General features: G+C 66.2%; 21 protein-coding genes and 1 riboswitch. Of the genes, 5 read left to right on the top strand and 16 right to left on the bottom strand.

Translation table 11 applies throughout. From position 1 onward, the window contains the following. Positions 1 to 168 precede the first annotated feature (168 nt). The 7 genes from ldcA to glyA form a co-directional block, all read right to left on the bottom strand. Entirely contained in the window at positions 169 to 1,098 is a 930-nt protein-coding gene (ldcA, locus tag ASD82_RS08975) for a muramoyltetrapeptide carboxypeptidase (protein WP_056717490.1), read from the bottom strand. A 75-nt stretch (positions 1,099 to 1,173) separates the two neighbouring features. Then, a complete protein-coding gene (ribBA, locus tag ASD82_RS08970; RefSeq protein ID WP_056717489.1) occupies positions 1,174 to 2,265 on the bottom strand; it encodes a bifunctional 3,4-dihydroxy-2-butanone-4-phosphate synthase/GTP cyclohydrolase II in 1,092 nt (363 codons plus the stop codon). Positions 2,266 to 2,399: 134 nt separating this feature from the next. Continuing rightward, positions 2,400 to 3,041 carry a riboflavin synthase gene (locus tag ASD82_RS08965; protein WP_056717488.1) on the bottom strand — a complete coding sequence of 214 codons (642 nt, stop codon included), beginning with the start codon at positions 3,039 to 3,041 and terminating at the stop codon, positions 2,400 to 2,402. 131 nt (positions 3,042 to 3,172) lie between these two features. Continuing rightward, positions 3,173 to 3,341: riboswitch (FMN riboswitch) on the bottom strand. A 108-nt stretch (positions 3,342 to 3,449) separates the two neighbouring features. Beyond that, entirely contained in the window at positions 3,450 to 4,511 is a 1,062-nt protein-coding gene (gene ribD / locus ASD82_RS08960; protein ID WP_056717487.1) for a bifunctional diaminohydroxyphosphoribosylaminopyrimidine deaminase/5-amino-6-(5-phosphoribosylamino)uracil reductase RibD, read from the bottom strand. A 32-nt stretch (positions 4,512 to 4,543) separates the two neighbouring features. Next, a complete protein-coding gene (nrdR, locus tag ASD82_RS08955) occupies positions 4,544 to 5,056 on the bottom strand; it encodes a transcriptional regulator NrdR (RefSeq protein WP_056717486.1) in 513 nt (170 codons plus the stop codon). Positions 5,057 to 5,058: 2 nt separating this feature from the next. Further along, the gene (locus ASD82_RS08950; protein WP_056717485.1) at positions 5,059 to 5,757 is read right to left on the bottom strand and encodes a CTP synthase; all 699 of its coding nucleotides are present in this window, start codon (positions 5,755 to 5,757) and stop codon (positions 5,059 to 5,061) included. A gap of 9 nt (positions 5,758 to 5,766) precedes the next feature. Further along, on the bottom strand, positions 5,767 to 7,020 hold the full coding sequence (glyA, locus tag ASD82_RS08945) for a serine hydroxymethyltransferase (protein ID WP_056717484.1): 1,254 nt from the start codon (positions 7,018 to 7,020) through the stop codon (positions 5,767 to 5,769). 272 nt (positions 7,021 to 7,292) lie between these two features. On the opposite strand from glyA, the gene ASD82_RS08940 reads away from it, so the two are divergent. The 3 genes from ASD82_RS08940 to ettA all read left to right on the top strand — a co-directional run bounded on the left by ASD82_RS08940 (position 7,293) and on the right by ettA (position 10,606). Further along, entirely contained in the window at positions 7,293 to 8,189 is an 897-nt protein-coding gene (locus ASD82_RS08940; protein WP_056717483.1) for an NAD(P)H-binding protein, read from the top strand. After that, positions 8,186 to 8,794 carry a TetR family transcriptional regulator gene (locus ASD82_RS08935; RefSeq protein WP_056717482.1) on the top strand — a complete coding sequence of 203 codons (609 nt, stop codon included), beginning with the start codon at positions 8,186 to 8,188 and terminating at the stop codon, positions 8,792 to 8,794. The genes ASD82_RS08940 and ASD82_RS08935 overlap by 4 nt, the downstream gene beginning before the upstream one ends. Positions 8,795 to 8,938: 144 nt before the next feature. After that, a complete protein-coding gene (gene ettA, locus ASD82_RS08930; RefSeq protein WP_056717481.1) occupies positions 8,939 to 10,606 on the top strand; it encodes an energy-dependent translational throttle protein EttA in 1,668 nt (555 codons plus the stop codon). A 186-nt stretch (positions 10,607 to 10,792) separates the two neighbouring features. Here ettA and ASD82_RS08925 read toward each other — a convergent pair whose 3' ends face one another. From ASD82_RS08925 to ASD82_RS08915, 3 genes are all read right to left on the bottom strand, one after another. Then, positions 10,793 to 12,658 carry a sugar-binding domain-containing protein gene (locus ASD82_RS08925; RefSeq protein WP_056717480.1) on the bottom strand — a complete coding sequence of 622 codons (1,866 nt, stop codon included), beginning with the start codon at positions 12,656 to 12,658 and terminating at the stop codon, positions 10,793 to 10,795. Positions 12,659 to 12,661: 3 nt separating this feature from the next. Further along, positions 12,662 to 14,998: a GH92 family glycosyl hydrolase gene (locus tag ASD82_RS08920; protein WP_056717479.1), complete on the bottom strand. Its 2,337-nt coding sequence runs from the start codon at positions 14,996 to 14,998 to the stop codon at positions 12,662 to 12,664. Positions 14,999 to 15,129: 131 nt separating this feature from the next. Further along, positions 15,130 to 18,312: a TonB-dependent receptor gene (locus ASD82_RS08915; protein WP_056717478.1), complete on the bottom strand. Its 3,183-nt coding sequence runs from the start codon at positions 18,310 to 18,312 to the stop codon at positions 15,130 to 15,132. 733 nt (positions 18,313 to 19,045) lie between these two features. Here ASD82_RS08915 and pyrF point away from each other — a divergent pair. Beyond that, complete coding sequence (gene pyrF, locus ASD82_RS08910) at positions 19,046 to 19,864, top strand: orotidine-5'-phosphate decarboxylase (RefSeq protein ID WP_056717477.1); 819 nt, start codon at positions 19,046 to 19,048, stop codon at positions 19,862 to 19,864. 35 nt (positions 19,865 to 19,899) lie between these two features. On the opposite strand, the gene ASD82_RS08905 is transcribed toward pyrF, so the two are convergent. After that, entirely contained in the window at positions 19,900 to 20,133 is a 234-nt protein-coding gene (locus ASD82_RS08905; protein WP_056717476.1) for a hypothetical protein, read from the bottom strand. 196 nt (positions 20,134 to 20,329) lie between these two features. On the opposite strand from ASD82_RS08905, the gene ASD82_RS08900 reads away from it, so the two are divergent. Then, complete coding sequence (locus ASD82_RS08900) at positions 20,330 to 21,079, top strand: hypothetical protein (RefSeq protein WP_056717475.1); 750 nt, start codon at positions 20,330 to 20,332, stop codon at positions 21,077 to 21,079. A 71-nt stretch (positions 21,080 to 21,150) separates the two neighbouring features. On the opposite strand, the gene ASD82_RS08895 is transcribed toward ASD82_RS08900, so the two are convergent. From ASD82_RS08895 to ASD82_RS08875, 5 genes are all read right to left on the bottom strand, one after another. Further along, positions 21,151 to 21,669, bottom strand: a complete 519-nt coding sequence (locus tag ASD82_RS08895) for a hypothetical protein (RefSeq protein WP_235580673.1) — start codon at positions 21,667 to 21,669, stop codon at positions 21,151 to 21,153. Positions 21,670 to 21,964: 295 nt separating this feature from the next. After that, entirely contained in the window at positions 21,965 to 23,158 is a 1,194-nt protein-coding gene (locus tag ASD82_RS08890) for an acyltransferase (protein ID WP_056717473.1), read from the bottom strand. A gap of 64 nt (positions 23,159 to 23,222) precedes the next feature. Further along, positions 23,223 to 23,504: a DUF427 domain-containing protein gene (locus tag ASD82_RS08885; protein WP_157599232.1), complete on the bottom strand. Its 282-nt coding sequence runs from the start codon at positions 23,502 to 23,504 to the stop codon at positions 23,223 to 23,225. Continuing rightward, positions 23,504 to 24,040 (bottom strand): peptide deformylase, encoded by a 537-nt coding sequence (def, locus tag ASD82_RS08880; RefSeq protein ID WP_056717472.1) that lies wholly within the window; start codon positions 24,038 to 24,040, stop codon positions 23,504 to 23,506. The genes ASD82_RS08885 and def overlap by 1 nt, the downstream gene beginning before the upstream one ends. Before the next feature lie 133 nt (positions 24,041 to 24,173). Continuing rightward, complete coding sequence (locus ASD82_RS08875) at positions 24,174 to 24,968, bottom strand: DUF4197 domain-containing protein (RefSeq protein ID WP_056717471.1); 795 nt, start codon at positions 24,966 to 24,968, stop codon at positions 24,174 to 24,176. Between the last annotated feature and the right edge of the window lie 58 nt (positions 24,969 to 25,026).

Here is a 25,026-nt window from a genome sequence, read left to right as displayed (position 1 = left end):
CGCGGCCCAGGCAGACCGGGCATTTTACGGGTTTGCCGAGGATCCTGCCCGTTTGGCTCCCTCCCCTGCTGCGCAGGGGGGTTGGGGTGGGGTCCGCTCTTGATCTGAATGTCAAAAGCCTTACCCCCTCCCAACCTCCCCCTGCATGCAGGGGGAGGAGCAAAGCGCTCAGACGCCGGGCGGCAGGTGCGGATAGCCGCCGAAGTTGAGCCGGGCCTTGCCGCCCGAGACGCGCAAGCGCGCCGCCGCGCCAAAGGGCAAGGTGAATTTGTCGGGCTCGTGGCCGGTCGGCAGGCCTCCGATCACGGCCACACCGCTGGCCCGGCGGATCTGTTCGAAACTTTCGGCCAGGCCGTAACCGTTGTCGTAGCCGCTGGGACGGCACTGGCTGAAGTCGCCCAGCACCAGCGCCCGTTGTCGCCCCAGCACCCCGGACAGGTGCAGCTGGTACAGCAGGCGTTCGATGCGGAACGGCGGCTCGCCGACATCCTCGACGAACAGGATGCCGCCGTCGATGTCCGGGAAATATGGCGTGCCGACCAGGCTGCACAGCACCGCCAGGTTGCCGCCCCACAGCGGGCCCTCCACGTCGAGTTCGGCGTCGGGCGCCGTGTTCCACTCGAGCTGCGCCGAGGGCGCACGCACGGTGTCCCAGAAATGCCGCCAGGTGAAATCGCTGGGCGTCGCCGCGCCGAAATCGGCGCCCAGCATCGGCCCGCTGAACGTGCACAGCCCGCTGCGCGCGTACAGCGCCAGCTGCACGGCGGTGAAATCGCTGTAGCCGACCAGCAAGGTGTTGCTGCCCTGCAGGCGCTCGCGCAGCGCCTCGTAATCCAGCCCCGCCAGCAAACGCGTGGCGCCGTAACCGCCGCGGATCGCCAGCGCGATGTCGGGCAGCACGTCCAGCGTCGCCAGCGCATTGAGGTCGGCCGCGCGCTCGGCGTCGCTGCCTGCGTAGCGTTGCTCGGTGCGATCGAGCACTTCCAGTCCGTCCACCGTGCAACCTGCAGCCTGCAGGCGTTCCACGCCACGCGTCATCGCGGCGCGATCGTGCGGGTAGCCGGAAGGGGCGATCAGGCGGATGCGGGTTGCGGACATGGGCATGGTCGATGACGGAAAGCTGGATTATGCGGTCGTGGCATGGGCATTGCGTGGCAATGCTCGGCGCTTTTCCTACACGTATTCGACGACTTCCAGGTCGAAGCCGGCCAGGCCGACCAGCTTGCGCGGCGTGCCCAGCACGCGCAGCCGGCGCACGCCGAGATCGCCCATGATCTGCGCGCCCAGGCCCAGCTGGCGCCACTCCTGCTGTTGCGCATCTTCCGGGGCCTGCGTGCTGGGCTGGCGCTGCAGCCTTGCCAGCAAGGCTTCTGGCGTGTCCTCGCCGGACAGCACCAGCAACACGCCGCGATCCTCGTCGGCGATCCGGCGCAGGGCCGAGGTCACGGTGAGGCCGAGGTCGTCGCGCTTGAGGTGCAGCACGTCGGACAAGGTGTTGCGCACGTGCACGCGCGACAGCACCGGCGCGCCGTCATCGACGGTGCCGCGCACCAGCGCGTAGTGCAGGCCGCGGCGGATCACGTCGCGATAGGCGACCAGCCGGAACATGCCGAACTCGGTCTCGACCATTTCGTCGTGCACGCGCTGCACGGTCTTCTCGGTTTCCAGGCGGTAGCGGATCAGGTCGGCGATCGAGCCGATCTTCAGTCCATGTTTGGCCGCAAAGACTTCCAGTTCCGGCCGACGCGCCATCGAGCCGTCCTCATGCAGGATCTCGATCAGCACCGCCGACGGCTCCAGCCCAGCCAGCGCGGCCAGGTCGCAACCGGCCTCGGTGTGGCCGGCCCGGGTCAGCACGCCGCCGGGTTGCGCGGTGAGCGGGAAGATGTGGCCGGGCTGGGCCAGGTCCTGCGGCTTCGCGTCGTTCTTCACGGCGACCTGGATGGTGCGCGCGCGGTCATGCGCCGAGATGCCGGTGGTGACGCCTTCGGCCGCCTCGATCGAGACGGTGAAGTTGGTGTGGTAGGACGAAGTGTTGTCGCTGACCATCGGCTTCAGGCCCAGCTGGCGCGTGCGCTGCTCGGTCAGGGTGACACAGACCAGGCCGCGCGCCTCGCGCACCATGAAGTTGATGTCTTCGGGCCGCACCATTTGCGCGGCCATGATCAGGTCGCCTTCGTTCTCGCGGTCTTCGTCGTCGAGGATCACCACCATGCGACCGGCACGGATGTCTTCGAGGATTTCGGGGATGGTGTTGAAGGGCATGGTGGGGGTCCGGGAAGGTTTGATTTGATCGCGATAAATGAAGGAGTGAGTGAAGAGGAGTGAGAGGTGAGAGAGAGCCGCGGCATCGAGATGCTTTCTCTCACTTCTCACTCCTCTCCACTCACTTCTCGTCTTCAGGCGAAGCCGTGCTGTTTGAGGAACGCCTCATCCAGCCGCGGCGCCTCGCCGCTGGCCAGCAGCCGCTCGACATAGCGCGCGATCACGTCCACCTCGATGTTCACCGCGTCACCGGCACGACGTGCGTGGAACGCGGTGTGCTCGACCGTGTGCGGGATCAGGTTGACGCCAAATCGTGACCCGGCGACTTCGTTGACGGTGAGGCTGGTGCCGTCGATGCAGACTGAACCCTTGGCCGCGATGTAGCGCGAGATCGTCGCCGGCACCTCGAACGTCCAGCGTTGCGAGCGGCCGTCCGGGGTGATCGACACCACCTTGCCCAGCCCGTCGACGTGGCCGGACACCAGGTGCCCGCCGAGGCGGTCGACCAGCCGCAAGGCCTTTTCCAGGTTCACCGGATCGCCGGCCTTCAGCTGGCCCAGCGAAGTCAGCGACAGGGTCTCGTTGGAGACGTCGGCGCTGAAGCCGCGCGGCTCCAGCGTGATCGCGGTGAGGCAGACGCCGGAGACGGCGATGGAATCGCCGAGCTGCACATCGACGAGGTCGAGGTCGGCGGTGTCGACATGCAGGCGCACGTCGCCGCCGCGCGGTTCGAGCCGCACGACGCGGCCCACGGTCTGGATGATGCCGGTGAACATCAGCGCACCTCCGGCGGGAGGGCGGTGGACTGCATGGACGCAATGGCTTTCATGAAACGTATCCCGCATGAAGTTAAGCGAGTACGCCACAAGGCATCAGGCCAGACGCGCACCGGCAAGGGCGCGCGTCTGGCCGTCTTCTCTTTATCCGGACTGTGAGGAAGCGGTCGCCCGCTTCCAACCGTCGGCTCCGGAGTCTGACCGGATCTGCTGACCTTCCGGCCTGGCCGGAAGCGCTCGCGGGCTCGTTCCGAGGAACCTACCGCCGGTGGGGAATTTCGCCCCGCCCTGAAGACGCTGTGCATGGTTGCCGGCCGAGGCCGACGGCGAATTCTAGCACCGCGGCGTGGCGCGACCGCATGTTACCGCGGCGAATGCAGTGTTCACCCGGGTGCCACAACACCTTGCTCAGGCTGGACGCAGCTGCAATCGCCAGTCCGCGCCCAGCAGTTGTTGCTGTCGCAGCGTGAGCTGCCAGCGCTGCGCCATGTCGGTGAGGGTGGGCAGTTGCAGCAGCGGCCGGGCGCTGTCGCCCAGCAGGATCGGCGCGACATACAACAGCAATTCGTCGACCAGGCCGGCGGCGAACAGCGCGCCGCACAGCGTGGGGCCGGCCTCGACATGCACCTCGTTGCAGCCGCGCCCGGCCAGCAGGCCGAGCACGGCGTGCAGGTCGATCATGTCGCCCCGTGTCGCCACGGCCATCCGCTCGATCCGGGCGAAACGCTCGTCCGCACAAGATGCCGCGGCGCCATGCAGGACGAGGGTCGGCGTCGCTCCGTCCAGCACGTGGCTGCCGGGCGGCGTGCGCAGCTGACGATCGAGCACCACGCGCAGCGGCGGGCTGAACTCTTCGTCCCCGTCCAGCCGCACGGTGAGTCGCGGATCGTCGGCCAGCACGGTGCCGCTGCCGCTGAGGATCGCCGAGCTGCGGGCGCGCCAGCGCTGCACGTCGGCACGCGCGGCCTCGCCGGTGATCCATTTCGATTCGCCGTTGGCCAGCGCCGTGCGCCCGTCCAGACTCATCGCCAGCTTCACCCGCACGAACGGACGGCCACGCTCGATCCGGCTGAAAAAGCCCGCATTCAATTCGCGGGCCGCCTCGCGCTGCAGGCCCGTCTCGACCATGATGCCGGCCGCGCGCAGCCGGTCGATGCCGCGGCCGTTGACCTGCGGGAACGGGTCCTCGCTGGCGATCACCACACGGCGCACGCCCGCGGCGACCAGCGCATCGGCGCAAGGCGGCGTGCGGCCGTGATGCGCGCAGGGTTCCAGCGTCACATAAGCGGTGGCGCCGCGCGCCGACCCGCCCGCTTCGCGCAGCGCGAAGACCTCCGCATGCGGCTCGCCGGCACGCTGGTGAAAACCCGTGCCGACCACGTCGTCGCCATGCGCGATGACGCAGCCGACCCGCGGATTCGGCTGGGTGGTGAACAGGCCATGCTCGGCCAGGCGCAGGGCGTGCGCCATGTGGGCGCGATCAACTGCCGAAAAGGAATCCGTCACTTGCCTTCGCGCTTGCCGCCACCGAGCAGGGGCAGCTGCAGATCGGCCAGTCCCGGCAGGTCGCGCTCGAGCCGCTCGATCTCCTCGCGGAAGGCCTGCACGTCCTCGAACTTGCGATAGACCGAGGCGAAGCGCACGTAGGCGACCTGGTCGAGGTTCTTCAGCTCGCGCATCACCAGCTCGCCGAGCTGGCGCGAGGGCACCTCGCGCTCGCCGCTGCGGCGCAGGTCGTTGATGATCGCGCGCACCGCGGCATCCACGTCGTGGCTGGCCACCGGCCGCTTCTGCAGCGCACGCTCGAAACTCACCCGCAGCTTGCGCTCGTCGAACGTCTCGCGCCGCTCGCCGCTCTTCACGATCGTCGGCAATTTCAGCTCGGCGGTCTCGTACGTATTGAAGCGCTCGCCGCACTGCGGGCACTCGCGCCGGCGACGCACGGTGCTGCCATCCTCGGTCAGTCGCGAATCGATCACGCGGGTGTCTTCGTGCTGGCAGAAGGGGCAGTGCATGGTCAGTAAGTGTCGGCCATCGTCTGCACGAAAGCACGCACGGCGGGCGGCAACCGTCCCTGCAAGGCGCCCCGCTCGTGCTGGAACAGGGTGGCGACGAAGAACGGATGGCCGTCCAGTTCGACCCCGCGTACATCGTCCGCATCGTCCACGGCACAGACCCGCAACGGACCGTCCGCAAGCGCCTCCCGCAAATCGGGACTCAAGCCGTAGCTGCAGTGATAGCCCTCGGTGATCTCATTGACGCCATAGGCCCGCGCCAGCCGGGAGCCCTCGACCAGGTGCACGGCATCGGTCACCTCGACCAGCGAGCACAGCAGCGGCACGATGACCTGGCGCCGGGCCTGCGGCGCCGTCTCGGCATGCTCGGCGTCGGCCCAGCCGAGTACGTTGCGCGCATATTCGATCATGGCGTGCTGGAAGCCGCCGCAGGTGCCCAGGAACGGAACGTGTCGCTCGCGCGCCACCCGGATCGCCGTGAGCGCGCCGTCCATGCTGCGGTACGGACTGGCCGGCACACACCACAGTCCATCGAACTCCGCCAGCGACGCGCCATCACCGACCTGTTCGGTCGGTACCCATATCGGTTCGACCGCCACGCCGCAGGCGGCCGCCGCCATGTCCAATGCCACCGGAATGGCGCGATGGGCGACCACTTCATCGTTGTGGTCACCGATCAACCCGACCTGAAGCGCGTGCATGCCGATGGCTCAGCCGTAGACCGGAAACTTCTTGCACTGCGCCGTCACCGCCTCACGCACGCGGGCGATCACCGCCTCGTCGTCCGGCGCGTCCAGCACGTCGCAGATCCACTGCGTCAGTTCGATCACGTCCCCTTCCATGTAGCCGCGGGTGGTGACGGCGGGCGAGCCGACGCGCAGGCCGGAGGTGACGAAGGGCTTGCGCGGATCGTTCGGCACGGCGTTCTTGTTGACCGTGATGTGCGCCTTGCCCAGCGCTTCCTCGGCCGCCTTGCCGGTGACTTCCTTGCCGATCATGTCGACCAGCATCAGGTGGTTTTCGGTGCCGCCGGAGACGATCTTGTAGCCGCGCTCGATGAAGGTCTTCGCCATCGCCTTGGCGTTCTTCACCACCTGGGCCTGGTAAGTCTTGAACGCCGGCTCCAGCGCTTCCTTGAACGCCACCGCCTTGGCCGCGATCACGTGCATCAGCGGGCCGCCCTGGATGCCGGGGAACACGATCGACTGCAGCTTCTTCTCGATCTCTTCGCCGGCGCCCTTGCTCACGATGATGCCGCCGCGCGGACCGCGCAGGGTCTTGTGGGTGGTCGAGGTGACCACGTGCGCGTGCGGCAGCGGGCTCGGGTACACGCCGGCGGCGACCAGGCCGGCGACGTGGGCCATGTCGACGAAGAACAGCGCGCCGACCGAATCGGCGATCTGGCGCATGCGCGCCCAGTCGACCACCTGCGAGTAGGCGCTGAAGCCGCCGACCAGCATCTTCGGCTGGTGCTCGGTGGCGAGGCGCTGCACTTCGTCGTAGTCGATCAGGCCATTTTCATCGACACCGTACTGCACCGCGTTGAACAGCTTGCCGCTGATGTTGACCTTGGCGCCATGGGTGAGATGGCCGCCATGGGCGAGCGACATGCCGAGAATCGTGTCGCCCGGCTGAAGCAGCGCCAGGTACACCGCCTGGTTCGCCTGCGAGCCGGAATGCGGCTGCACGTTGGCGTAGTCGCAGTCGAACAGCTGCTTCAGCCGGTCGATCGCCAGCTTCTCGGCCACGTCCACGTACTCGCAGCCGCCGTAGTAGCGCTTGCCCGGGTAACCCTCGGCGTACTTGTTGGTCAGCTTGGAACCCTGCGCTTCCATCACTCGCGGGCTGGCGTAGTTCTCCGAGGCGATCAGCTCGACATGATCCTCCTGGCGGCGGCCTTCATCGGCGATGGCCTTGGCCAGTTCGTCGTCGTAACCGGCAATCGTGCAGTCCTTGGGGAACATTCTGACCTCGTGAGTGGCGGGCGGGGAAGTTCGAAAGTGTAGCCCCGACGGGCGTTTCCGGCCACTGATGGCGTCCCGGCGCAGGCATGGTTTGAATAATTGACTGACAGATATTGAAATCTGTCAGTCAATTGTCTAACATCGGCACGCGTCGAACACAGCCCTCGGGCCGACCCGCCAACCGGCAACGGCCATCCCCTGCGCTCGCGGCGGCGCCCGACAGCCAGCCCGACACCGCTGGACACCCTCCCTCCCTTCTTCGAGGACATCACATGTACGCCATCATGGGCATCACCGGGCAGGTCGGCAGCGCCGCCGCGAAGTACCTGCTGGAGCGCGGCGAGCGCGTGCGCGCCATCGTGCGCAACAGGAGCAGGGCCGCGGCGTGGGCCGCCCGCGGCGTGGAGATCGCCGTCGCCGACTGGTCGGACGCGAAGGCGCTGACCGCGGCCTTCACCGGCGTCGAAGGCGTGTTCGTGATGCTGCCAGCCAACTTCACGCCCGATGCCGACTTCGCCGAACCGCGCGCCTTGATCGACACGCTGACCGCCGCCCTGCGCAAGGCACGGCCGCCGAAGATCGTGGCGCTATCCTCGATCGGCGCCCAGCAGGAACGCGACCTGGGCCTGATCACCCAGCTGCATCTGCTGGAACAGGCGCTGGACGCGCTGCCGATGCCGCGTGCCTACGTGCGTGCCGCCTGGTTCATGGAAAACCTGCGCTGGGATGTGCCGCTGGCGCAATTCGAGGGGCGGCTTGCCAGCCACCTGCAGCCGCTCGACCGCCCGATACCGATGGTCTCCACCGACGACGTCGGCCGCACCGTCGCCAGCACGCTGGAGGAAACCTGGTTCGGTCGCCGGGTGATCGAGGTGGAGGGTCCGCGACGCTACAGCCCGCTCGACATGGCGCAGTCGCTGGCCGCCGTGCTGGAGCACGACGTGGAAACGATCGCGATACCGCGCGAGCAATGGGCGGCGCGCTTCGTGGACGAGGGCATGCCGGCCGATCGCACCGCACCGCGCATCGCCATGCTGGACGGCTTCAACAGCGGCTGGATCGGCTTCGAGAAGCGCTCGACGGAGCACGTGTGCGGCCGCATCCCGCTGGGTTACGTGGCGGACGAACTCGTCTGCGCCACGCTCGATGTGCTTGAATCGGCGGCATGAACGACTCCGTCCTCACCCCCGAACGCATCCTCGCTGCCGCGGAGGATGTCCTGCGCCGCTACGGGCCCGGCAAGGCGACCGTGGTCGACGTGGCGCAGGCGCTCGGGGTCAGCCACGGCAGCGTGTACCGGCATTTCGCCAGCAAGGCGGCGCTGCGCGAGGCGGTCCTGCGCGGCTGGCTGGCGCGGTCGATGGCGCCGCTGCAGGCGATCGCCAACAGCCGCACGCCGGTGCCGGCGCGCCTGCGCCAGTGGTTCTCCACCCTGCGCCAGACCAAGCGTGACAACGTGCTGGGCGACCCCGAGCTGTTCGCCACCTACAGCGCGCTGGCGGCGGAAGCGGGCGAGACCATCGCCGAGCACAAGGGACGCATGCAGCAGCAGATCGCCTCGATCCTTGCCGCCGGCGTGACCAGTGGCGACTTCCGCCAGCTCGATCCCGCCGCCACCGCACGAGCCCTGTTCGATGCCACGGCGCGCTTCCACTACCCGGGGCTTTCCCACCTCTGGGGTCAACCCGGCGAGGACGCGGCGTTCGCCCAACTGCTCGACCTGCTGCTGGCCGGCCTGGCCCCGGCGCCCGCTCCGCCGCGACGGCGCAAATAGCCGGGTAGGCCTGAGCGGCGTCAGAGTGCCTTTTCGTCCTGGCGAAAAGGCACTCCATCCCCTCCTCGCTTATAATGCCCGGTTTGGTGAATTCCCTTTCCGCGCCCGCCTGTCGGCGGCGCGGTGCCCGCTTTCGGAGGTTGCATGAGCTCGCAGTACATCTACACCATGAACGGTGTCAGCAAGATCGTTCCGCCGAAACGGCAGATCATCAAGGACATCTCGCTCAGCTTCTTCCCCGGCGCCAAGATCGGCCTGCTCGGCGTCAACGGCGCGGGCAAGTCCACCGTGCTGAAGATCATGGCCGGCGTGGATACCGACTTCCAGGGCGAAGCGCGCGCGCAGCCGGGCACCAAGATCGGCTACCTGGCGCAGGAGCCGGACCTGAATCCCGAGAAGACCGTGCGTGAAGTGGTCGAGGAAGGCGTCTCCGTGATCCTCGACGCGCAGAAGCGACTGGAAGAGGTCTACGCCGCCTACGCCGAAGACGGCGCGGATTTCGACAAGCTGGCCAAGGAACAGGAACAGCTGGAAAACCTGCTGGCCGCCAACGACGCGCATGCGCTGGAACGCCAGCTCGAAGTGGCCGCCGATGCGCTGCGCCTGCCCGCTTGGGACGCCGTCATCGGCCCGCTGTCCGGCGGCGAAAAGCGCCGCGTGGCGCTGTGCCGCCTGCTGCTGTCCAAGCCGGACATGCTGCTGCTCGACGAACCGACCAACCATCTGGACGCCGAGTCGGTCGACTGGCTGGAAAAATTCCTGCACGACTACCCGGGCACCGTCGTGGCGGTCACCCATGACCGCTACTTCCTCGACAACGCCGCCGAGTGGATCCTCGAACTCGACCGCGGCCGCGGCATTCCGTGGAAGGGCAACTACACCGAGTGGCTGGAGCAGAAGGACGCCCGCCTGAAGCAGGAAGCGAACCAGGAGAAGTCGCGCCAGAAGGCGATCGCGAAGGAGCTGGAATGGGTGCGTTCGGCCGCCAAGGGCCGCCAGTCCAAGGGCAAGGCTCGCCTGGCCCGCTTCGAGGAACTGAACTCGGTCGACTACCAGCGCCGCAACGAAACCAATGAAATCTTCATCCCGCCGGGCGAGCGCCTGGGTCAGGAAGTGATCGAGTTCAAGAACGTGACCAAGTCGTTCGGCGACCGCGTGCTGATCGAGGACCTGTCGTTCAAGGTGCCGCCGGGTGCGATCATCGGCGTGATCGGTCCCAACGGCGCCGGCAAGTCCACCCTGATGAAGATGATCATGGGCAAGGAAACGCCGGACACCGGCGAGGTGAAGCTGGGCCACACCACCAAGCTGGCCTACGTCGACCAGTCGCGCGACGCGCTCGATCCGAAGAACAACGTGTGGCAGGAAGTCTCCGGCGGTTCGGACATCCTCACCATCGGCAACTTCGAGATCCAGTCGCGCGCCTACATCGGCCGCTTCAACTTCAAGGGCACCGACCAGCAGAAGATCGTCGGCAGCCTGTCCGGCGGCGAACGCGGCCGCCTGCACATGGCCAAGACCCTGCTGCAGGGCGGCAACGTGCTGCTGCTCGACGAACCGTCCAACGACCTGGACGTGGAAACCCTGCGCGCACTGGAAGACGCGTTGCTGGAATTCCCCGGCAGCGCGATCGTGATCTCGCATGACCGCTGGTTCCTTGACCGCATCGCCACCCATATCATCGCGTTCGAGGGCGACTCGCACGTCGAGTTCTTCCCCGGCAACTACAACGAGTACGAAGCCGACAAGAAGCGCCGGCTCGGTGACGAAGGCGCGCGACCGCACCGGGTGAAGTACAAGAAGCTGGCCTGATCGCCTGCCTGAACTGGCGGCACCCTCGCCCGCCTGACGGAAAATCGCGAACCCGCCGGATGTCGAACGGCGGGAAGATCGTTTGAAACCCTGCTGGCGCCCTGACCGGGTCGGGCGCTATCGCGCCCGTCGGTTCAGCCGTGGCGGCAGGCGGGCGAAGGGGCCGGGACCTGCCGCACGCGAGTCTCAGGGTTGCCCATTGGCGCGTATCGTCTCCGCGTTGATCGCACGCACCTTGGCAGCGTCCACCTTCTCGACCTTGCGGTCGTAGGTGAACAAGCCGTTGTGCTCGCCTTCGACGTCGGTGATCTGCGTATAGACGCTGCCGGACACACCGATGGCTGGACCCTTGTCGCGCAGCACGGCGGTATTGGCGACGTAGCCGGCGGTCAGCGCCGCGCTGTCTTTCACATCGCCGTACGGGTTGATGGCCGTGTTGGGCCAGACATGACCGGGAACGCCCAGGGTCAGGCCACCATGCTCACCGTCCATGGAGGCGCGCGTCGCGTCCGGGCTGGGCAGGCCGGGGCCCTGGTAGTCATGCACGTCGTAGACGTCGCCGGCGTGCGGATCTCCCTTGGTGTCGCAGCAATTGGCACCGCTACGCGCATCGACCAGACGCGAGGAGTCGAGCTGCCTGATTTGCGCTGCCAGTTCGGCCGCGGCCGGGATGCTCCACTGGCCCCAGCCCTCGTTGAACGGGATCCAGCCGATGATTGAGGTTTCGCCCTTGAGTTGCTCGATGATCGCCGAGACGTCGGCTCGGAAACCGGCCTTGTCGGCATCGCTGAGTTTGTCGTTGCTCCCGGTCGGCAGTGCCGGCAGGTCCTGCCACACCATGATGCCGATGCGATCGGCCCAGTAGTACCAGCGCGCCGGCTCCACCTTGATGTGCTTGCGGATGGTGTTGAAGCCCAGGTCTTTGGTCTTCCGGATGTCGAACCTGAGCGCCGCGTCGGTGGGCGCGGTGTAGATGCCGTCCGGCCAGTAGCCCTGGTCCAGCGTGGCCAGCAGGAAGGTCGGCTTGCCGTTCAGCACGATGCGGTTGCGCCCACCCACCTTCTCCACGGCAATCGTGCGCAGGCCGGCATAGCTGGTCACTTCATCGCGTTGGTCGCCCTGCGCGAGGGTGGCCTTGAAGATGTACAGGAAGGGATTCGCCGGGCTCCACAGGCGCGGATGACGGATGGCCAGGCGCAGCGGCTTGCCGGCCGGTCCGCTCGCCTCGCCCACCGCCTTGCCATCCGCGTAGGCGACGACATGCAGCGTGGCGTCCCCGCTACCGCCTTGCAGCTTCGCAGTCACCGTGAAGCCATCCAGGCTGCGCGCCGGCGTGAAGGTCAGTTGCGCCAGGCTGGTCGCCGGCACCGGTTCCAGCCACACCGACTGCCAGATGCCCGAGGCCGCGGTGTAGAAGATGCCTTCGGGTTTCAGCCGCTGCTTGCCGACCATCACATTGGCGCCGTCCACCGGCGCATGCACCGCGACGACGATCTCCTGCGGGCCTTGCGGGCGAAGCGCCTGCGTGATGTCCGCGCCGAAGGACGTATAGCCGCCCGTATGCCGGACCACCTGCTTGCCGTTGACATACACCGTGGCGTCCTGGGCCACCGCGCCGAAGTTCAGCCGCACATGCTGGCCGTGCGCCGTGAAGTCCGCCGGGACGTCCACCAGTCGCCGGTAGAACATGAAGTCCGCATGCATCTGCACGCCCGAGAGCACCGATTCGATCGGATACGGCACCAGCACCGAGTCCTTAAGCGCCTGGCCGAACGGCGGCGCCGTGCGACCGTCAACCGCCGCGTACTGCCACAGGCCGTTCAGGCTCATCCACCGGGGATGTTCCAGTGACGGGCGCGCCAGCTGCGGCCGCGGATAGTCGGGCAACGCGTTGCCGGGCGACACTTCGGCCGTCCACGGTGTCGCCAGCGGCGCCACCTTGCCGCTCCACGTGGCAGGCTTGTCCGCCGCCATCGCCATCGACGCAAAACCCATGGCCACGGTCATGCCGATCCAGGCGCGCGCACGCCATGTCTTGATGCTCCACGTCATCTGCTATTCCTCGTGAGTCTCGCCCCGCGCCATCATGGAAGGCGGCGCATCGTGCGGGCCGGCGCCCCAGGCCTTGTTCGGCTCGGGACCCATCGTGAGCACCAGGGTGGCGCCGTTGGCGATGTCCGCATGGCTGAACCAGGGCCTGGTCCACGGCTTGCCGTTGAGCGTCGCGGACTGGATGTAGATGTTCTTCGCCGAATTGTTGCGCGCGTCGATCTCGAGCACCTTGCCGTTGCCCATGCGCAGGCGGACCCGGTCGAAGATCGGGCTGCCGAGGATGTAGTCGGGGCTGGAGGGATCGACCGGATAGAAGCCCATCGCGCTGAGCACGTACCAGGATGAGGTGGAGCCCTGGTCGTCCATGCCGGGGTAGCCGTAGCCGGTGGCATCGCTGCCATACAAGTCGGCGAGGATGCGGCGCGTCAGCGCCTGCGTCTTCCAGGGCTGGCCGCTCCAGGCATAGAGATAGGCCGCCTGCTGGTCCGGCTGGTTGCCCTGCACGTACTGGCCGATCACGCCCGTGCAGTCGCGGCAGATGCCCTTGGGCTGGTAAGGCGTGGAGAAGAAGGCATCGAGCTTGGCATTGAACGCGTCGCGTCCGCCGAGCAGGTCGATCAAACCCTGCACGTCATGCGGCACCAGCCACAGCGTGGACCACCCCGACGCTTCCTTCATCATGAAGTTGTAGTACGGCTCGGCCGGATCGAACGGCGAGATCCACTTGCCGTCGGCGGTCCTGCCGCGCATGAAGCCGACCGACGGATCGAATACGTTGCGGTAGTTCGAAGCGCGGCGCTCGAACATCGCCGCATCCTCCGTCTTGCCGAGCCGTCGAGCGAAATCCGCCAGTGCATGGTCATCCCACGCGTATTCAAGCGTGGTGGCGACGCCCGCCTTGCCACCGGCGTAAGGCGGGCTGGGGTTTCCGTCCGGCACGACGTCGGAGATCCAGCCCTGCTTTGCATACTCGGCCAGGTAGCCACGCGGCCCCTTCGGATCGGTGGCGTTCTTGCGCAGGTACTCGTAGGCGCCGGCGTAATCGAAATCGATGCCGCGCTGCCACGCACCGTCGTAGAGGAACACCGCGTGGTCGCCATGGAACGAGGTGTTCATGTAGCCGCGCTCGCGGGCGCGGTCCAGCTCGGAACGCATGATGTCTTTCACGACATTCGGCTGGAGCAACATCAGCAGCACGATCTGGTTGCGTCCCGTATCCCAGAACGGCACCGGCCCGTAGTGATCGTAGTCCGCGACCTGGTCATGGCCGTCGGCGTCCGTATAGTGCTCACCCTTGCGGGCGATCATGCGCGGGCTGGCAAAGGAGTGGTAGAGCGTGGAATAGAAAAGCGTGCGCTGCTTCGGCGTGCCCCCGGTCACCTCGACGCGATCGAACAGTTGCGCCCACGCCGCACGCGCCCTGGCGTGCACGCGGTCGAAGTCCGCGTCGCTGTCCTGTGCCCTCAGCCGCTGCTCGGCTTCTTCGGCGCTATGGCCGTGGGCGATGCGCACCACCACCTGCTCGCCTGCCCTGGTGTCGAAGGTGAGATAGGCGCCCGCATAATCACCCGAGATCTTGCGGCGGCCAGCCTGCACGTCTTCCCTGCCCAACCCTTCGTCCTTGTCGGTGATCTCGGCGCGGAAGGTGCCAAAGCGGGTGAAGGGCCGCGAGAACTCGGCCACGAAGAACGGGCCATCCGCGTCCCTGTCCCGGCGCCCGGCGGTGGCGACACCGCGCAGGGTGTGGTCACCGACCACCTCGACGTCGCCGCCTCCGCGCCGCAGGTTCACCACGACATTCGAGCGGTGGCTCTCGGGGAACGTGAAGCGCATCAGGCTGGTCCACTGCGTCGCCGTGAGTTCGGCGCGTGTGTGGAACGTCGCGAGGTCGACCGCGTAGTAACCGGGTGATGCCTTCTCGGTCGCCTTGTCGTAGTACGACGTCGCGTAGTCCGGCGGCACGGTCCAGTCGCCCACCACCGGCATGACCATGGGTTCACCGCGCGCGCCATAGGTCGAACCGCCGCCGGTGAAGCCGACCATCGCCGGGCGGCGGTAGTCATAGGCCACGGGCACGCCCGTGGCGAAGCCGAGATCGGCATTGATGTTGACCGGGGCCGCTTCCGTCGCGCTTTCCGGCAGGCTCGCGCCCGGCGTGGTCATGCCCGTGTAAAGCGGCTCGCCTGGCGGAGGCGCGTTTCCGATCAACACCTGCCGGTCCAATGGTGCGGTGCCGACCAGCGGATTGGCTTCATCGACAGACGGTTTTTCCTGCGCAGACCTGCCGCCATGGACTGGATGGTTTGCGGCGATGCATGGGACCGCGAAGGTCGCCAGCATCACGGCCAGGATGGTGCGCCCGTTGCGGAACGGTGCGCGGGAACGTGCGAGAGAGGGAAACATGGGGCTTCCAGAACGAGGGGCGGTCTTGGGGCCGGGCGACAAGGCCCGGCCCCACGCATACTTCCTGCTTAACCGCCATCGCCGAATTTGTACGTCAGGCCCACGTAATACTGGCGGCCGGCGTACTCCAGCGAGTTCAACCGTGCCCGGGTGTCCGAGCCCAGGTACGAATGGGGCGTCGACTTGGTCAGGTTGATGATCGACGCGGTCACCATCAGGTGCTTGTTGAACTCGTAGTCGCCGTTCAGATCGATCTGGTGGTACGGCTGCGAGTAGATGGGCAGCCCCGCGGCCAGGCCCTGCATGGTGCGGCCGGTCCAGTTGTCGCTGGCACGCAACAACAGCCCATGCTTTTCATAGAACAGCGACACGTTGGCGGCGTATTTGGCACTGCCGATCAGCTCCGACTTGCCGACCTGGGTATCGCCCAGCGAAACGGGGGTTTCGTTGGTCTTGTTGAGCGTGTAGTTGGCGATGTAGCCAAAGCCCGAGTCGAAGGTGTGTTGCGTATAGAGCTCGATGCCCTTGGACGTGCCCGATCGGCCGTTGGCATTGGTGCTGTACTGCAGGAAATTCTCCTGCGTGCCGCCGACGTCCACCGTGATGTTGTTGACGGTGACCGGCACGACGAAATTCTTCACCTTCTTCTGGAACAGGTCGATGCCGACGACCGAGTGCGGCGCGTAATACCACTCGCCCGCCAGATCGAACTGGGTGGCCGTGAACGGCTTCAGGTCCGCATTCGCGCCGCTGCCGTACCAGCCCGGCGGCGGGGCGCCGAACTGCTTGCGGTCGTTGTAATAGTCCACGGTGTTGTTGGTCAGGCTGCCGAGCTGGGCCAGGTCGGTGTAGTTGGCGCGGGCCATCGCCTGCGAGCCGGCGGCACGCAGCACGAAGTCATCGGCGAAGGTCCATGCGATGTTGAAGCTCGGCAGCAGCTTGTTGTAGCGCTTGCGGGTAGAGGCGTTGGTGTAGGCCTCGACGACCGCCTGCTCGCGCGGAAGGTACTGGAAGTCGCCGGGCGCGCAGGCGCCGCCGCCGGCATTCACGCCGGAGGCCGGGCAGATCAGGATGTTGCCCGCCGCGTCGTGGTAATACACCGCGTTGTTGGTGGTGACCTCGTCGGCAACGGTGAGGTTCTGCTCCGTGCTGACGAAACGCAGGCCCACGTTGCCGCGCAGCGTGCCGGTGTCGAAGTTCGCCTGGACATAGGCCGCGGAGATCTTTTCCTGGATCGACGACTTGTTCTGGGGCTTGTTGTAGATCACCCGATCGTAGGTCGAATTGAGGTAGTTGTAGTAGGCGGGGAAATTGATCGCCGGGAAGGTGTTGTCGTTGTAGGCCTCGTTGTTGCCGTCGAGTGGGTTCGGCAGGAGGAAGCTGGCCGGCAGCTGGCCGGCATTGGGATCGCAGGTCTGGAACTGCTCCGTGGTGCCCTTGCAGTACCAGCGGACCTCGTTGCTCTGTTGTTCGGCGTGGTTGTCGCGATACTTGACGCCGAATTGCAGCGATTGCATCCAGCTGGAACCGAGAGCCAGCGTGAAGTCCGCCTGGGCGAAATTCTGCGAGGTGTCGGTGTTGACCATGTTGGAGCCGGTCGAGCCGAGATCCACCTGTCCCGCACCCGCCAGCATGTTCTGCAGCACCTCCGGCGAGGCGGTGATGGTCGGCTTGCCGTCCAGCGTCCACGCGGCACCGTTGCTGCCGTCCACCCACTGGCCGTTGACGAAGTTGCGCGGCTTGGCCGCCATGCCCAGCTCGATCGACGGGCCGCCCGTCGCCCAGGTGCGGCCGATGTTGAACGTGCCGCTGAGGGCGCCGCCGTTGTCCCACTCGCCTTCGAGGTTGAGTGTCTGCGAGGTGGCCTTCTCGACGGAATAGTTGCCGTTGAGCCACGGGATCTCGGTCGAGCAGACATCCACCGGCTGGCGCACCGCACCGGTGCTGGGGTTGGTCAGCGCGTTGCAGCCCTGGCCCGCGGGCGGAAGCACGTAATTCGCACCGGTGACGATGGTGTGCGACGGATCGAACGTCAGGCCATTGGCCGCAAGCAGCCGGCCCTGCTGGTCCGTGAAGTTGCTGTTGCTGGGCAGGCCCCACTCGGGAATCTCGAGCGTGTTGGTGATCTGGGTCTGCTGGCGCTGGAAGCGGAAGTAGTTGCCCGTCAGCAGGAAATGATCGCCGGGCTTGAACTGCATGGTGGCCTGGATGCCCTTGGTCTTCAGGTCCAGCTGATTCCGGCTGGTGCTGAACTGCTGCGGCATCCAGTAACCGTTGTAGCCGTTGCCGGCCTGGTCGACCACGCCGCCGCCGGACCACAGATCGATGTTCGGTGCCACATCGGCGCCGTACGGATTGCCATGCACGTCCGTGGGCGGCGCGGTACACGAGGCGTGGTCGGTGCAGTCGTTGCTCCACCAGTGCCAGCTCGACGCGTTGGCCGTGTAGTCGACATCGCGGCGCTTATGGTACGTGCCGGCGACCAGGACGCCGAAGGTCTCGTCCTTGTTCTTCCAGGACCACAGCGCCGACACCTGGGGAGTGATCCTGCTGCTGTTGTCGGAGCCCGCCCCGTTGAGGGACACGAAACCGTCGTTCGCCTTCATCTCCAGCGGGCGGCGCGTGCGCAGGTCCACGTTGCCGCCGATGCCGCCTTCGTCCAGGCGTGCCTCCAGGCTCTTGTAGAGCTTGATGTCCGAGAACATGTTGGACGGCATCAGCGTGTAGTTGAACGAGCGCGTGAGGCCGGCGGAGGTATCGGCCGAGGCTACGTAGTTGCCGTTCAATTCCGTCAGTGTCAGTTCGGGCGAAAGGCCGCGGATGCTGACCGTCTTGCCTTCGCCGGATTCACGGCTGATGACCACGCCCGGCACGTGCGCAAGGGCATCGGCGATGTTCTTGGCGGGGAACTGCGCGATGTTCTGCGCGTTGATCACCTCGACGATGGAATTCGCGTCGCGTTTTTCCAGCATGTTCTGGTCGATCGACTGCGTGTAGCTGGTAACGACGACCGCTTGCAGATTGGTGGGGTTTGTTTTCTCCGCGGCCTTTTTCTTGCCTGACCTGGTTGCCTTTGCGTTGTCTGCAGCTTGCCCGGACGGCGGTGTCGCTGGCGCGCTTCCCGCCGGCGGCGATACCTGTGCAGCATCGGCAACCCCGGACAGCCCCAGGGACCCGCCAAACGACAAGGTCACCAGAGCGAGCGCGGCATACAACGGCTTGCGGTTAGAGACGTGAGGCAGATGAGTCATTTCTTGATCCCCATTTGATGTGCGTCCTTCTGGAGTCAGCGGTGATTCCCCCCGGTTGATCACGTGCTGCCGGATGCGTGATTTGCAGTTGTGTTCTTTCCATCCCTGTCGAAATTAGATCGATCTAAATTTTGACCATCAAAACGGGTTGTCGACTTGACGGTGGCCTGCGCTTTCAAGGTCTTGGACGCACTTTCGAGAGTGCCCGGATCGTGTGCCGCCAAAGCGGCACGTCGCTGTTTGCCTGGAACAGGGACGGCTCGGCACGATTGTCCGCCGCTGCTCCTCCCTGCCTTGATCCGATCAATTCGTCCGGATCATTCGCACCGCGACATGACCTGGAATCACTTGATTTGGATCGATCTAAGTCCCTTGCGACAAATTAGTGCGCCGAAGACGCGAGATGTCACGCTGCGGCGCAAAAAAAGCCATGAGCAAGCCCGGGTAGGCGGCATCTCGAGGAGACGGCCACCACAAGTCGCTCGGGCATCGGTTTCGCACAGGATGAGCGCTCCGGCGCCTGTTCTGCCCGGCACCCGGATGGGGGCTAACCCCTTTCACGCCTGCGCAACGCCAGCCAGGGCAACGCCGTACACATGCACGCCACCGCCCGGCGCGAAGCGATGTCCATGATTTGCGCGAGGCGTCGACGCGACAGGGAACGCGAGGCGACGCACGTGACCGAATGCGCTTCGCTAAACTACACGACCACTTTTCACCGGAGATCCACGCCATGCGCTTCCAAGACACCCTGCGGCGGCGTTGGGACGAACATGGCACCCTGGTCTGCGTGGGCATCGATCCGGAACCGACGAAATTTCCCGCACACCTGCGCGACACGCCTGACGCAGTGTTCGAATTTTGCCGGAGCATCGTCGACGCCACCGCCGACCTGGTCTGCGCGTTCAAGCCGCAGATCGCGCACTTCGCCGCGCTGCGCGCCGAGGACACGCTGGAACGGCTGATCGCGCATATCCACGCAAAGCATCCCGGCGTGCCGGTGATCCTCGACGCCAAGCGCGGCGACATCGGCAGCACCGCGCAGCATTACGTCAGCGAAGCCTTCGAGCGCTTCGGTGCCGACGCGGTGACCTTGAACCCATACATGGGTCGCGATTCGATCCAGCCGTTTCTCGATCGCGCCGACAAGGGCGTGATCCTGCTCTGCCGCACGTCCAATCCGGGCGGCGCGGATTTCCAGGCGCTAGATTGCAGTGGGCTACCGCTCTATCTGCGTGTGGCCGAGACCATCGCCCGCGACTGGAACGCGAACGGCAACTGCGCCCTGGTCACCGGCGCCACCTGGCCGGAAGAACTGGGCAAGGTGCGTGCGGCGGTCGGCGACATGCCACTGCTGGTACCGGGCATCGGCGCCCAGGGCGGCGATGTGGAAGCGGTGCTGCGCCATGGCCGCACGGGCGATGGCGCGGGTCTGATGATCAGCTCGTCGCGGGCGATCCTGTATGCGGGAGATGGCGAGGACTTCGCGCTCGCCGCGCGTGCCGCCGCCAGCGAACTGCGCGACACCATCAATCGTCATCGGCACGATTGAATGAGGCATGCGCCGGCGCGTCGCCGGCGCATGCGTCACACCGCGGCGGACTTCGCCGCGTGCTGCATCTTCGTCTTCAGGTCGAGCGCGTCCGCCGCATCGAGCAACGCACGCGCAAAGCTGCGCACCTCGGCCGGCCGCAAGGCATACCAGTTGCCACTCTTGCCCACCTCGGCCAGATTGCGTCCCGCGCGCGACACGCAATGCGGCCGGAAGATAACCATGCCGGTCAGCGACTCCGAACTGATGTCCGCAGACACGATCTGCATGTGCGTTTCATCTTCTTTTTTCACCAGAATTCTCCCGGGCGGGATTCCGCCCCCGACCCACTCTACGCCATCGCATCTTCCTGCGATGTTTTCCGATGGCGCCCGACGTTCGCGAGCGCTGTAGTCTTGGCATCTGCCGATGACCGGCCACCTGTCGCCACATCGCGCAGCCCCTTACCCACAAGGAACACAACGCATGTCTGACCAGAACGACATCCGCATGGAAGACTGGAATCGCCTGCAACATGAAGTGGCCCGTTTGCGTGTACTGGTGATCGTCGCCCTGCTGGCGGTGATTGCCCTGGCCGCCATGTCCCTGCTGCGCAAACCGGAGGCGCCGGCCAAGCCCGACGCGATCATCCGCACGCAGGGCCTGGTGATCACCGATGCCCAGGGCCACGATCGCATCCTGATCGGCGCACCGGTGCCGGCCAGCAAGGACCGCACCCGCAAGGACGATGCTTCGGACGGCATCATCTTCCTCGGCAAGACCGGCGCCGACCGTCTCGCGGTCGGGCAAACCCCGACCCTGCATATCGATGGCAAGACCTACAAGCGCCGGGGCGACGACAACAACTACGGCATGACGCTTTACGACACCAAGGGCAGCGAGCGCGGCGGCATGGCTTCGATGGGCACCGGACGCGTCGGCATCGCGCTCGATCGGGCCACGCCCCCGTACGAGGCCATCGGCCTGATGGTGGACGACCAGGACAATTTCGCCGGGATGTACATCAACTACGGCGACCCCAAGGCCCGGGGACCGGCCTTTGAAATGGGTACCGATGCCAAAACCGCCCATGTCCAGTTCAACGGCACGGATGGACTTGCGCGCGCACAACTGAACCTCGATGACGCCAACAAGCCGGCGTGGCAGTTCGATGATGCCGCATCGGCGAAGGCCGCCGCGGAGAAGGAACAGGCCGCGCAGGCCAAAAAGCACTGAGCAACGCGACAGGCGGGCCATGGACGGCTCGCAGATTCGCCACCCGAGCTTCGCGCGTCATCGCCGCAAGCTCAGCGCATGTGCACCCAGTACACCCGGGTGCCGTTTTCGGCATCTTCGGCGCGACGCCCGGCGCGGCCTTCGACCATGACACCCCAACGCGAGCGCATGCGGCCGGCCTGCAGGTAGTCGATCCGGACATTCTCCGCCGGAGCAATGGCGAAGTTCGCCGCGATCACCAGCACGCCATCGCCTTCGTACATCACCGACGCGGGACGGCCAACCGCCGCCCCCCAGCCCACGTGCAGTTCGCACGGAACGGGCTCGAACACGCCCCGATGATCCAGACCCCATCCCGCCGTCCTGTCGAGCAGGGGCTTCAGATCGGGATGATCCCAATCGACTATGTGGCGTGACGGTGGTGGCTTGGCATGGTTCATGTTGCCGATGTTCCAGAGCTCTCTTTCTTCCGGCCGGACGTCCTGCAGCTCGCCCGGGAGCGTTCTTCGTGCCATGCAGCGTCGGGTCGGGCGCAACCTGTCCGCGGCGGCAAGCGCTGCACTTCCCGAAGCTACAGGGGGCGTGGTCAAGATGGCGTCCACACCCGCGCACACCTGAACAGCCACGGGCGCGCTGCGGCAAGGAACGCGTTTCCCGCCGCGACCACGCCGCATGACGCCAGCCTGGCGCGGCCCGCATCATGAAGTTCACATGCCGGCGTCCGACAAGCGCTCAGAACTTGTGAAGAAAACCACTTCCTGTGGTTTTCTTCTGTCGTACGTCCGGTACATGCCCGGACGTGCTCACGCGGATCAGTCACTTGCGTGACTGATCCGCGCCCGGCCAGTCCTGGCCGGGCTCCGAGGTTGAAAAAATCACAACCTCTCAGTCGACCGCCATCGCCACCGGTGCGCCTGCAGCCGCGCGCGGGTGCAGCAGCCGTGCACGGAACCAGCGTTCACACGGCAGCGACAGCCAGCGCTCCACCGCCTTGCCAAGCAGCCAGCATGACGGCAACGCCAGCAGGTACCACAGGCACCCCCAACGCGGATCGTCGCCAGTCAACCGGAAAATCCGCACCACGGCGAACACCACGAACATGTGGCTCAGATAGATCTCGTAGCTGAGCCGCCCCCACGAACGCAGCCAGTCCAGCCTGCGCCACGGTTGCCACGGGCCGCGCCGCTGGCGCTGCTCGCAGGCCAGCAGCAGGCACAGCGCCGAAGCCGCCAGCAGCAACAGATAACCGTCGCGAAACAGCTGCCACATCGCGGCCCCGTAAATCGTTGCCGCGATCAGGCCGATCGCGCCTAGCCAGCCCAGCAACCCGCTGGTGCGCCGTGGCGGCAAGCGCCAATGCGCTGCCAGCAGCGCACCCAGCACACCGATGGCGATCGCCGACATGCCGGGCAGGTACGCCTTCTCCTGCCAGATCTCGTTGCCGCGCAAGGCGGCATGCGTCCACGGCATCGACAGCGCCAGTACGCTCAGCAACAGCACCAGCACCCCACGCCGGCGCGTCGCCAGGCAGACCAGCGGGAAGCCGATGTAGAACACTTCCTCGATCGACAACGACCACAGCACGTCCCAGTTGCCGGGCAGGTAACCGGTCCGGCCTTCATACCAGTTCAGGTGCAGACCGAGCGCGGCGAAGATCGCCCGCGGCAGCGACTGGCCCTCGCGATGGATCACGTAATCCTGCACGCCCAGCAGGTGCAGTACGCTGAGCACCACGATCAGCGCCAGCAGGCAGGGCACGATGCGGGCGAAGCGCCGCGTGTAGAACGCGCGCAGGTCGATCCGCTCCAGGCTGCCCCAGCGGCGCAGCGCATTGCCCGCGATCAGGAAGCCGGAAATCACGAAGAACACGAACACAGCCTCGTAGCCGTTGTAGTTCAGGCGGCTCAGCAACCATGCCGGCAGCACGTCGGCCAGCGCACTCTGCTTCAACGGGATGCGCAAGCCAAGGTGGTTGAGCACCACCAGCACGATCGCCAGCCCGCGCAACAGGTCGATGCCGGGGTTGCGGGCGCCGGTCGCCGCGAAGGCGTTTCCGGAAGAGGCTGGCACGGTCTGCATGGATGAAGCCGCATCGAGACGATGCCGCATCATCGACGAGCGCCGAGGCCTCGGCAACTGCACCTCAGTCGATGACGCGTATCCCTTTCCAGAAGGCGACGCGCCCCGCGATCTGCGCGGCGGCTTCCTTCGGGTGCGGGTAGTACCATGCGGCCTGCGCATTGACCGCGTCACCGACGATCACGTCGTAGTAGCTGGCCGTGCCCTTCCAGGGGCAGACGCTGTGATGATCGCTCTCGCGAAAGTATTCATGCTGCAACGACGCAGCGGGAAAGTAGTGATTGCCTTCGACCACGACGGTATCGTCGGTTTCGGCCAGCACGGCGTCGTTCCAGATGGCTCTCATCAGTCGTCTCCCAGCTCCTGCCCGGGGAACAGCACGTCGGTGTAGCCGAAGCGGCTGAAGTCGGTGATGCGCGACGGATACAACCGGCCGATCAGGTGGTCGCATTCGTGCTGCACCACGCGGGCGTGGAAGCCTTCGGCGCGGCGGTCGATGCGTTCGCCCTGGGGGTCGATGCCCTGGTAACGGATCAGGCTGTAGCGGTTCACCGCGCCACGCAGGCCCGGCACGGACAGGCAGCCTTCCCAGCCCTCCTCCATGTCCTGCGACAACGGCGTGATCACCGGATTGAGCAGGATCGTGCGCGGCACCGCCGGCGCCTCGGGGTAGCGTTCGTTGTTGTCGAAACCGAAGATCACCAGCTGCAGGTCGACACCGATCTGCGGCGCGGCCAGCCCCACACCGTCGGCGGCATGCATGGTGTCGAACATGTCGACGATCAGCGCATCGAGTTCGGCCGTGCCGATCATCGCGGCGGGTACGATCGGCGCGACGCGCAGCAGGCGCGGATCGCCCATTTTCAGGATTTCGCGAATCATGGGAGCCTCGCCTTGAACGCTGTTACTGGATGATTTGTGGTCGATGCGATGTCGATGCAAGCGGCGATGCCGATGCTTCAATAGCAAAAAGCCAGGCAAAGCCCGTACCGATTTGCTGAAGCCGCAAGCGGCTTCAGCCGCCGAAGACCTTCTTCAGCAGGTCGGTGGTGCGCGCGCCGGGGTTGTGCCGTATCGACTGTTCCTGTTCGCCGATGGTGGTGAACAGGCCGTCCAGGGTTTTCGTCGTGACGTAATCGTCCAGGTTCAGTGCATTGCCACCCTTGTTCGACTTGCCGCCACCGAGCGAACCGAGCAGCCCGCCCAGCTCGCCACCTGTGCCACCGGAGGTGAACGACTTGTACTTCTGGGTGACGCCGACGCTGTCGGTGGCGTTGGCCACGATCGGGTGGATGCGCGCGGTCAGCGCGTCGCCGGCGACGCGACGGAAGAAGTCGGTGGCCGCGTGGTCGCCGCCGGTGAGGATGCCGCGCGCGTCGCTCAGCGTCATCTTGCGGATCGCGTCGCCGAAGATCTGCGCCACCTGCGGTACCGCCTTCTCCGCCGCGCGGTTCATGCTCAGCTCGAACGCGTCGACCTTGGCGCCCTGCCCCAGCTGCCGGGCCAGCTTGCCGGCTTGTTCGAGCTTGCCCGGCAACGGGATGCGCACCTTGTTGTTGTTCCAGAAGCCACCGTCGCGGCCCAGGCTGTTGATCGCATTGGTGGTGCCCTTGGCCAGCGCTTCCTTGAGGCCGGCGGCGATGTCGCTGCTCGGCAGGTTGCTGCCCAGCTGCGACGAGTTCGAGGTGTGCGTCGACTGCTTGACCTTGTTCAGAAGGTCCTTGAACTGGCCGGATCCCATCGCCGTCAGCGGCACCACCGCTGCGGCGAGAGCCAGTCCGAGCACGCCGTGGCGAATGGCGATACGCATGACGAATTCCTTTGTGGTCGGCAGGACGGCCAGTGTAGCCCTGCCGTGCCGCCATGGC

The organism is Rhodanobacter sp. Root179 (genome assembly GCF_001428465.1).
GTDB lineage: Bacteria > Pseudomonadota > Gammaproteobacteria > Xanthomonadales > Rhodanobacteraceae > Rhodanobacter.
Note: the sequence above shows the minus strand (reverse complement) of the source record. Positions and strands in the feature narration are given on the sequence as shown.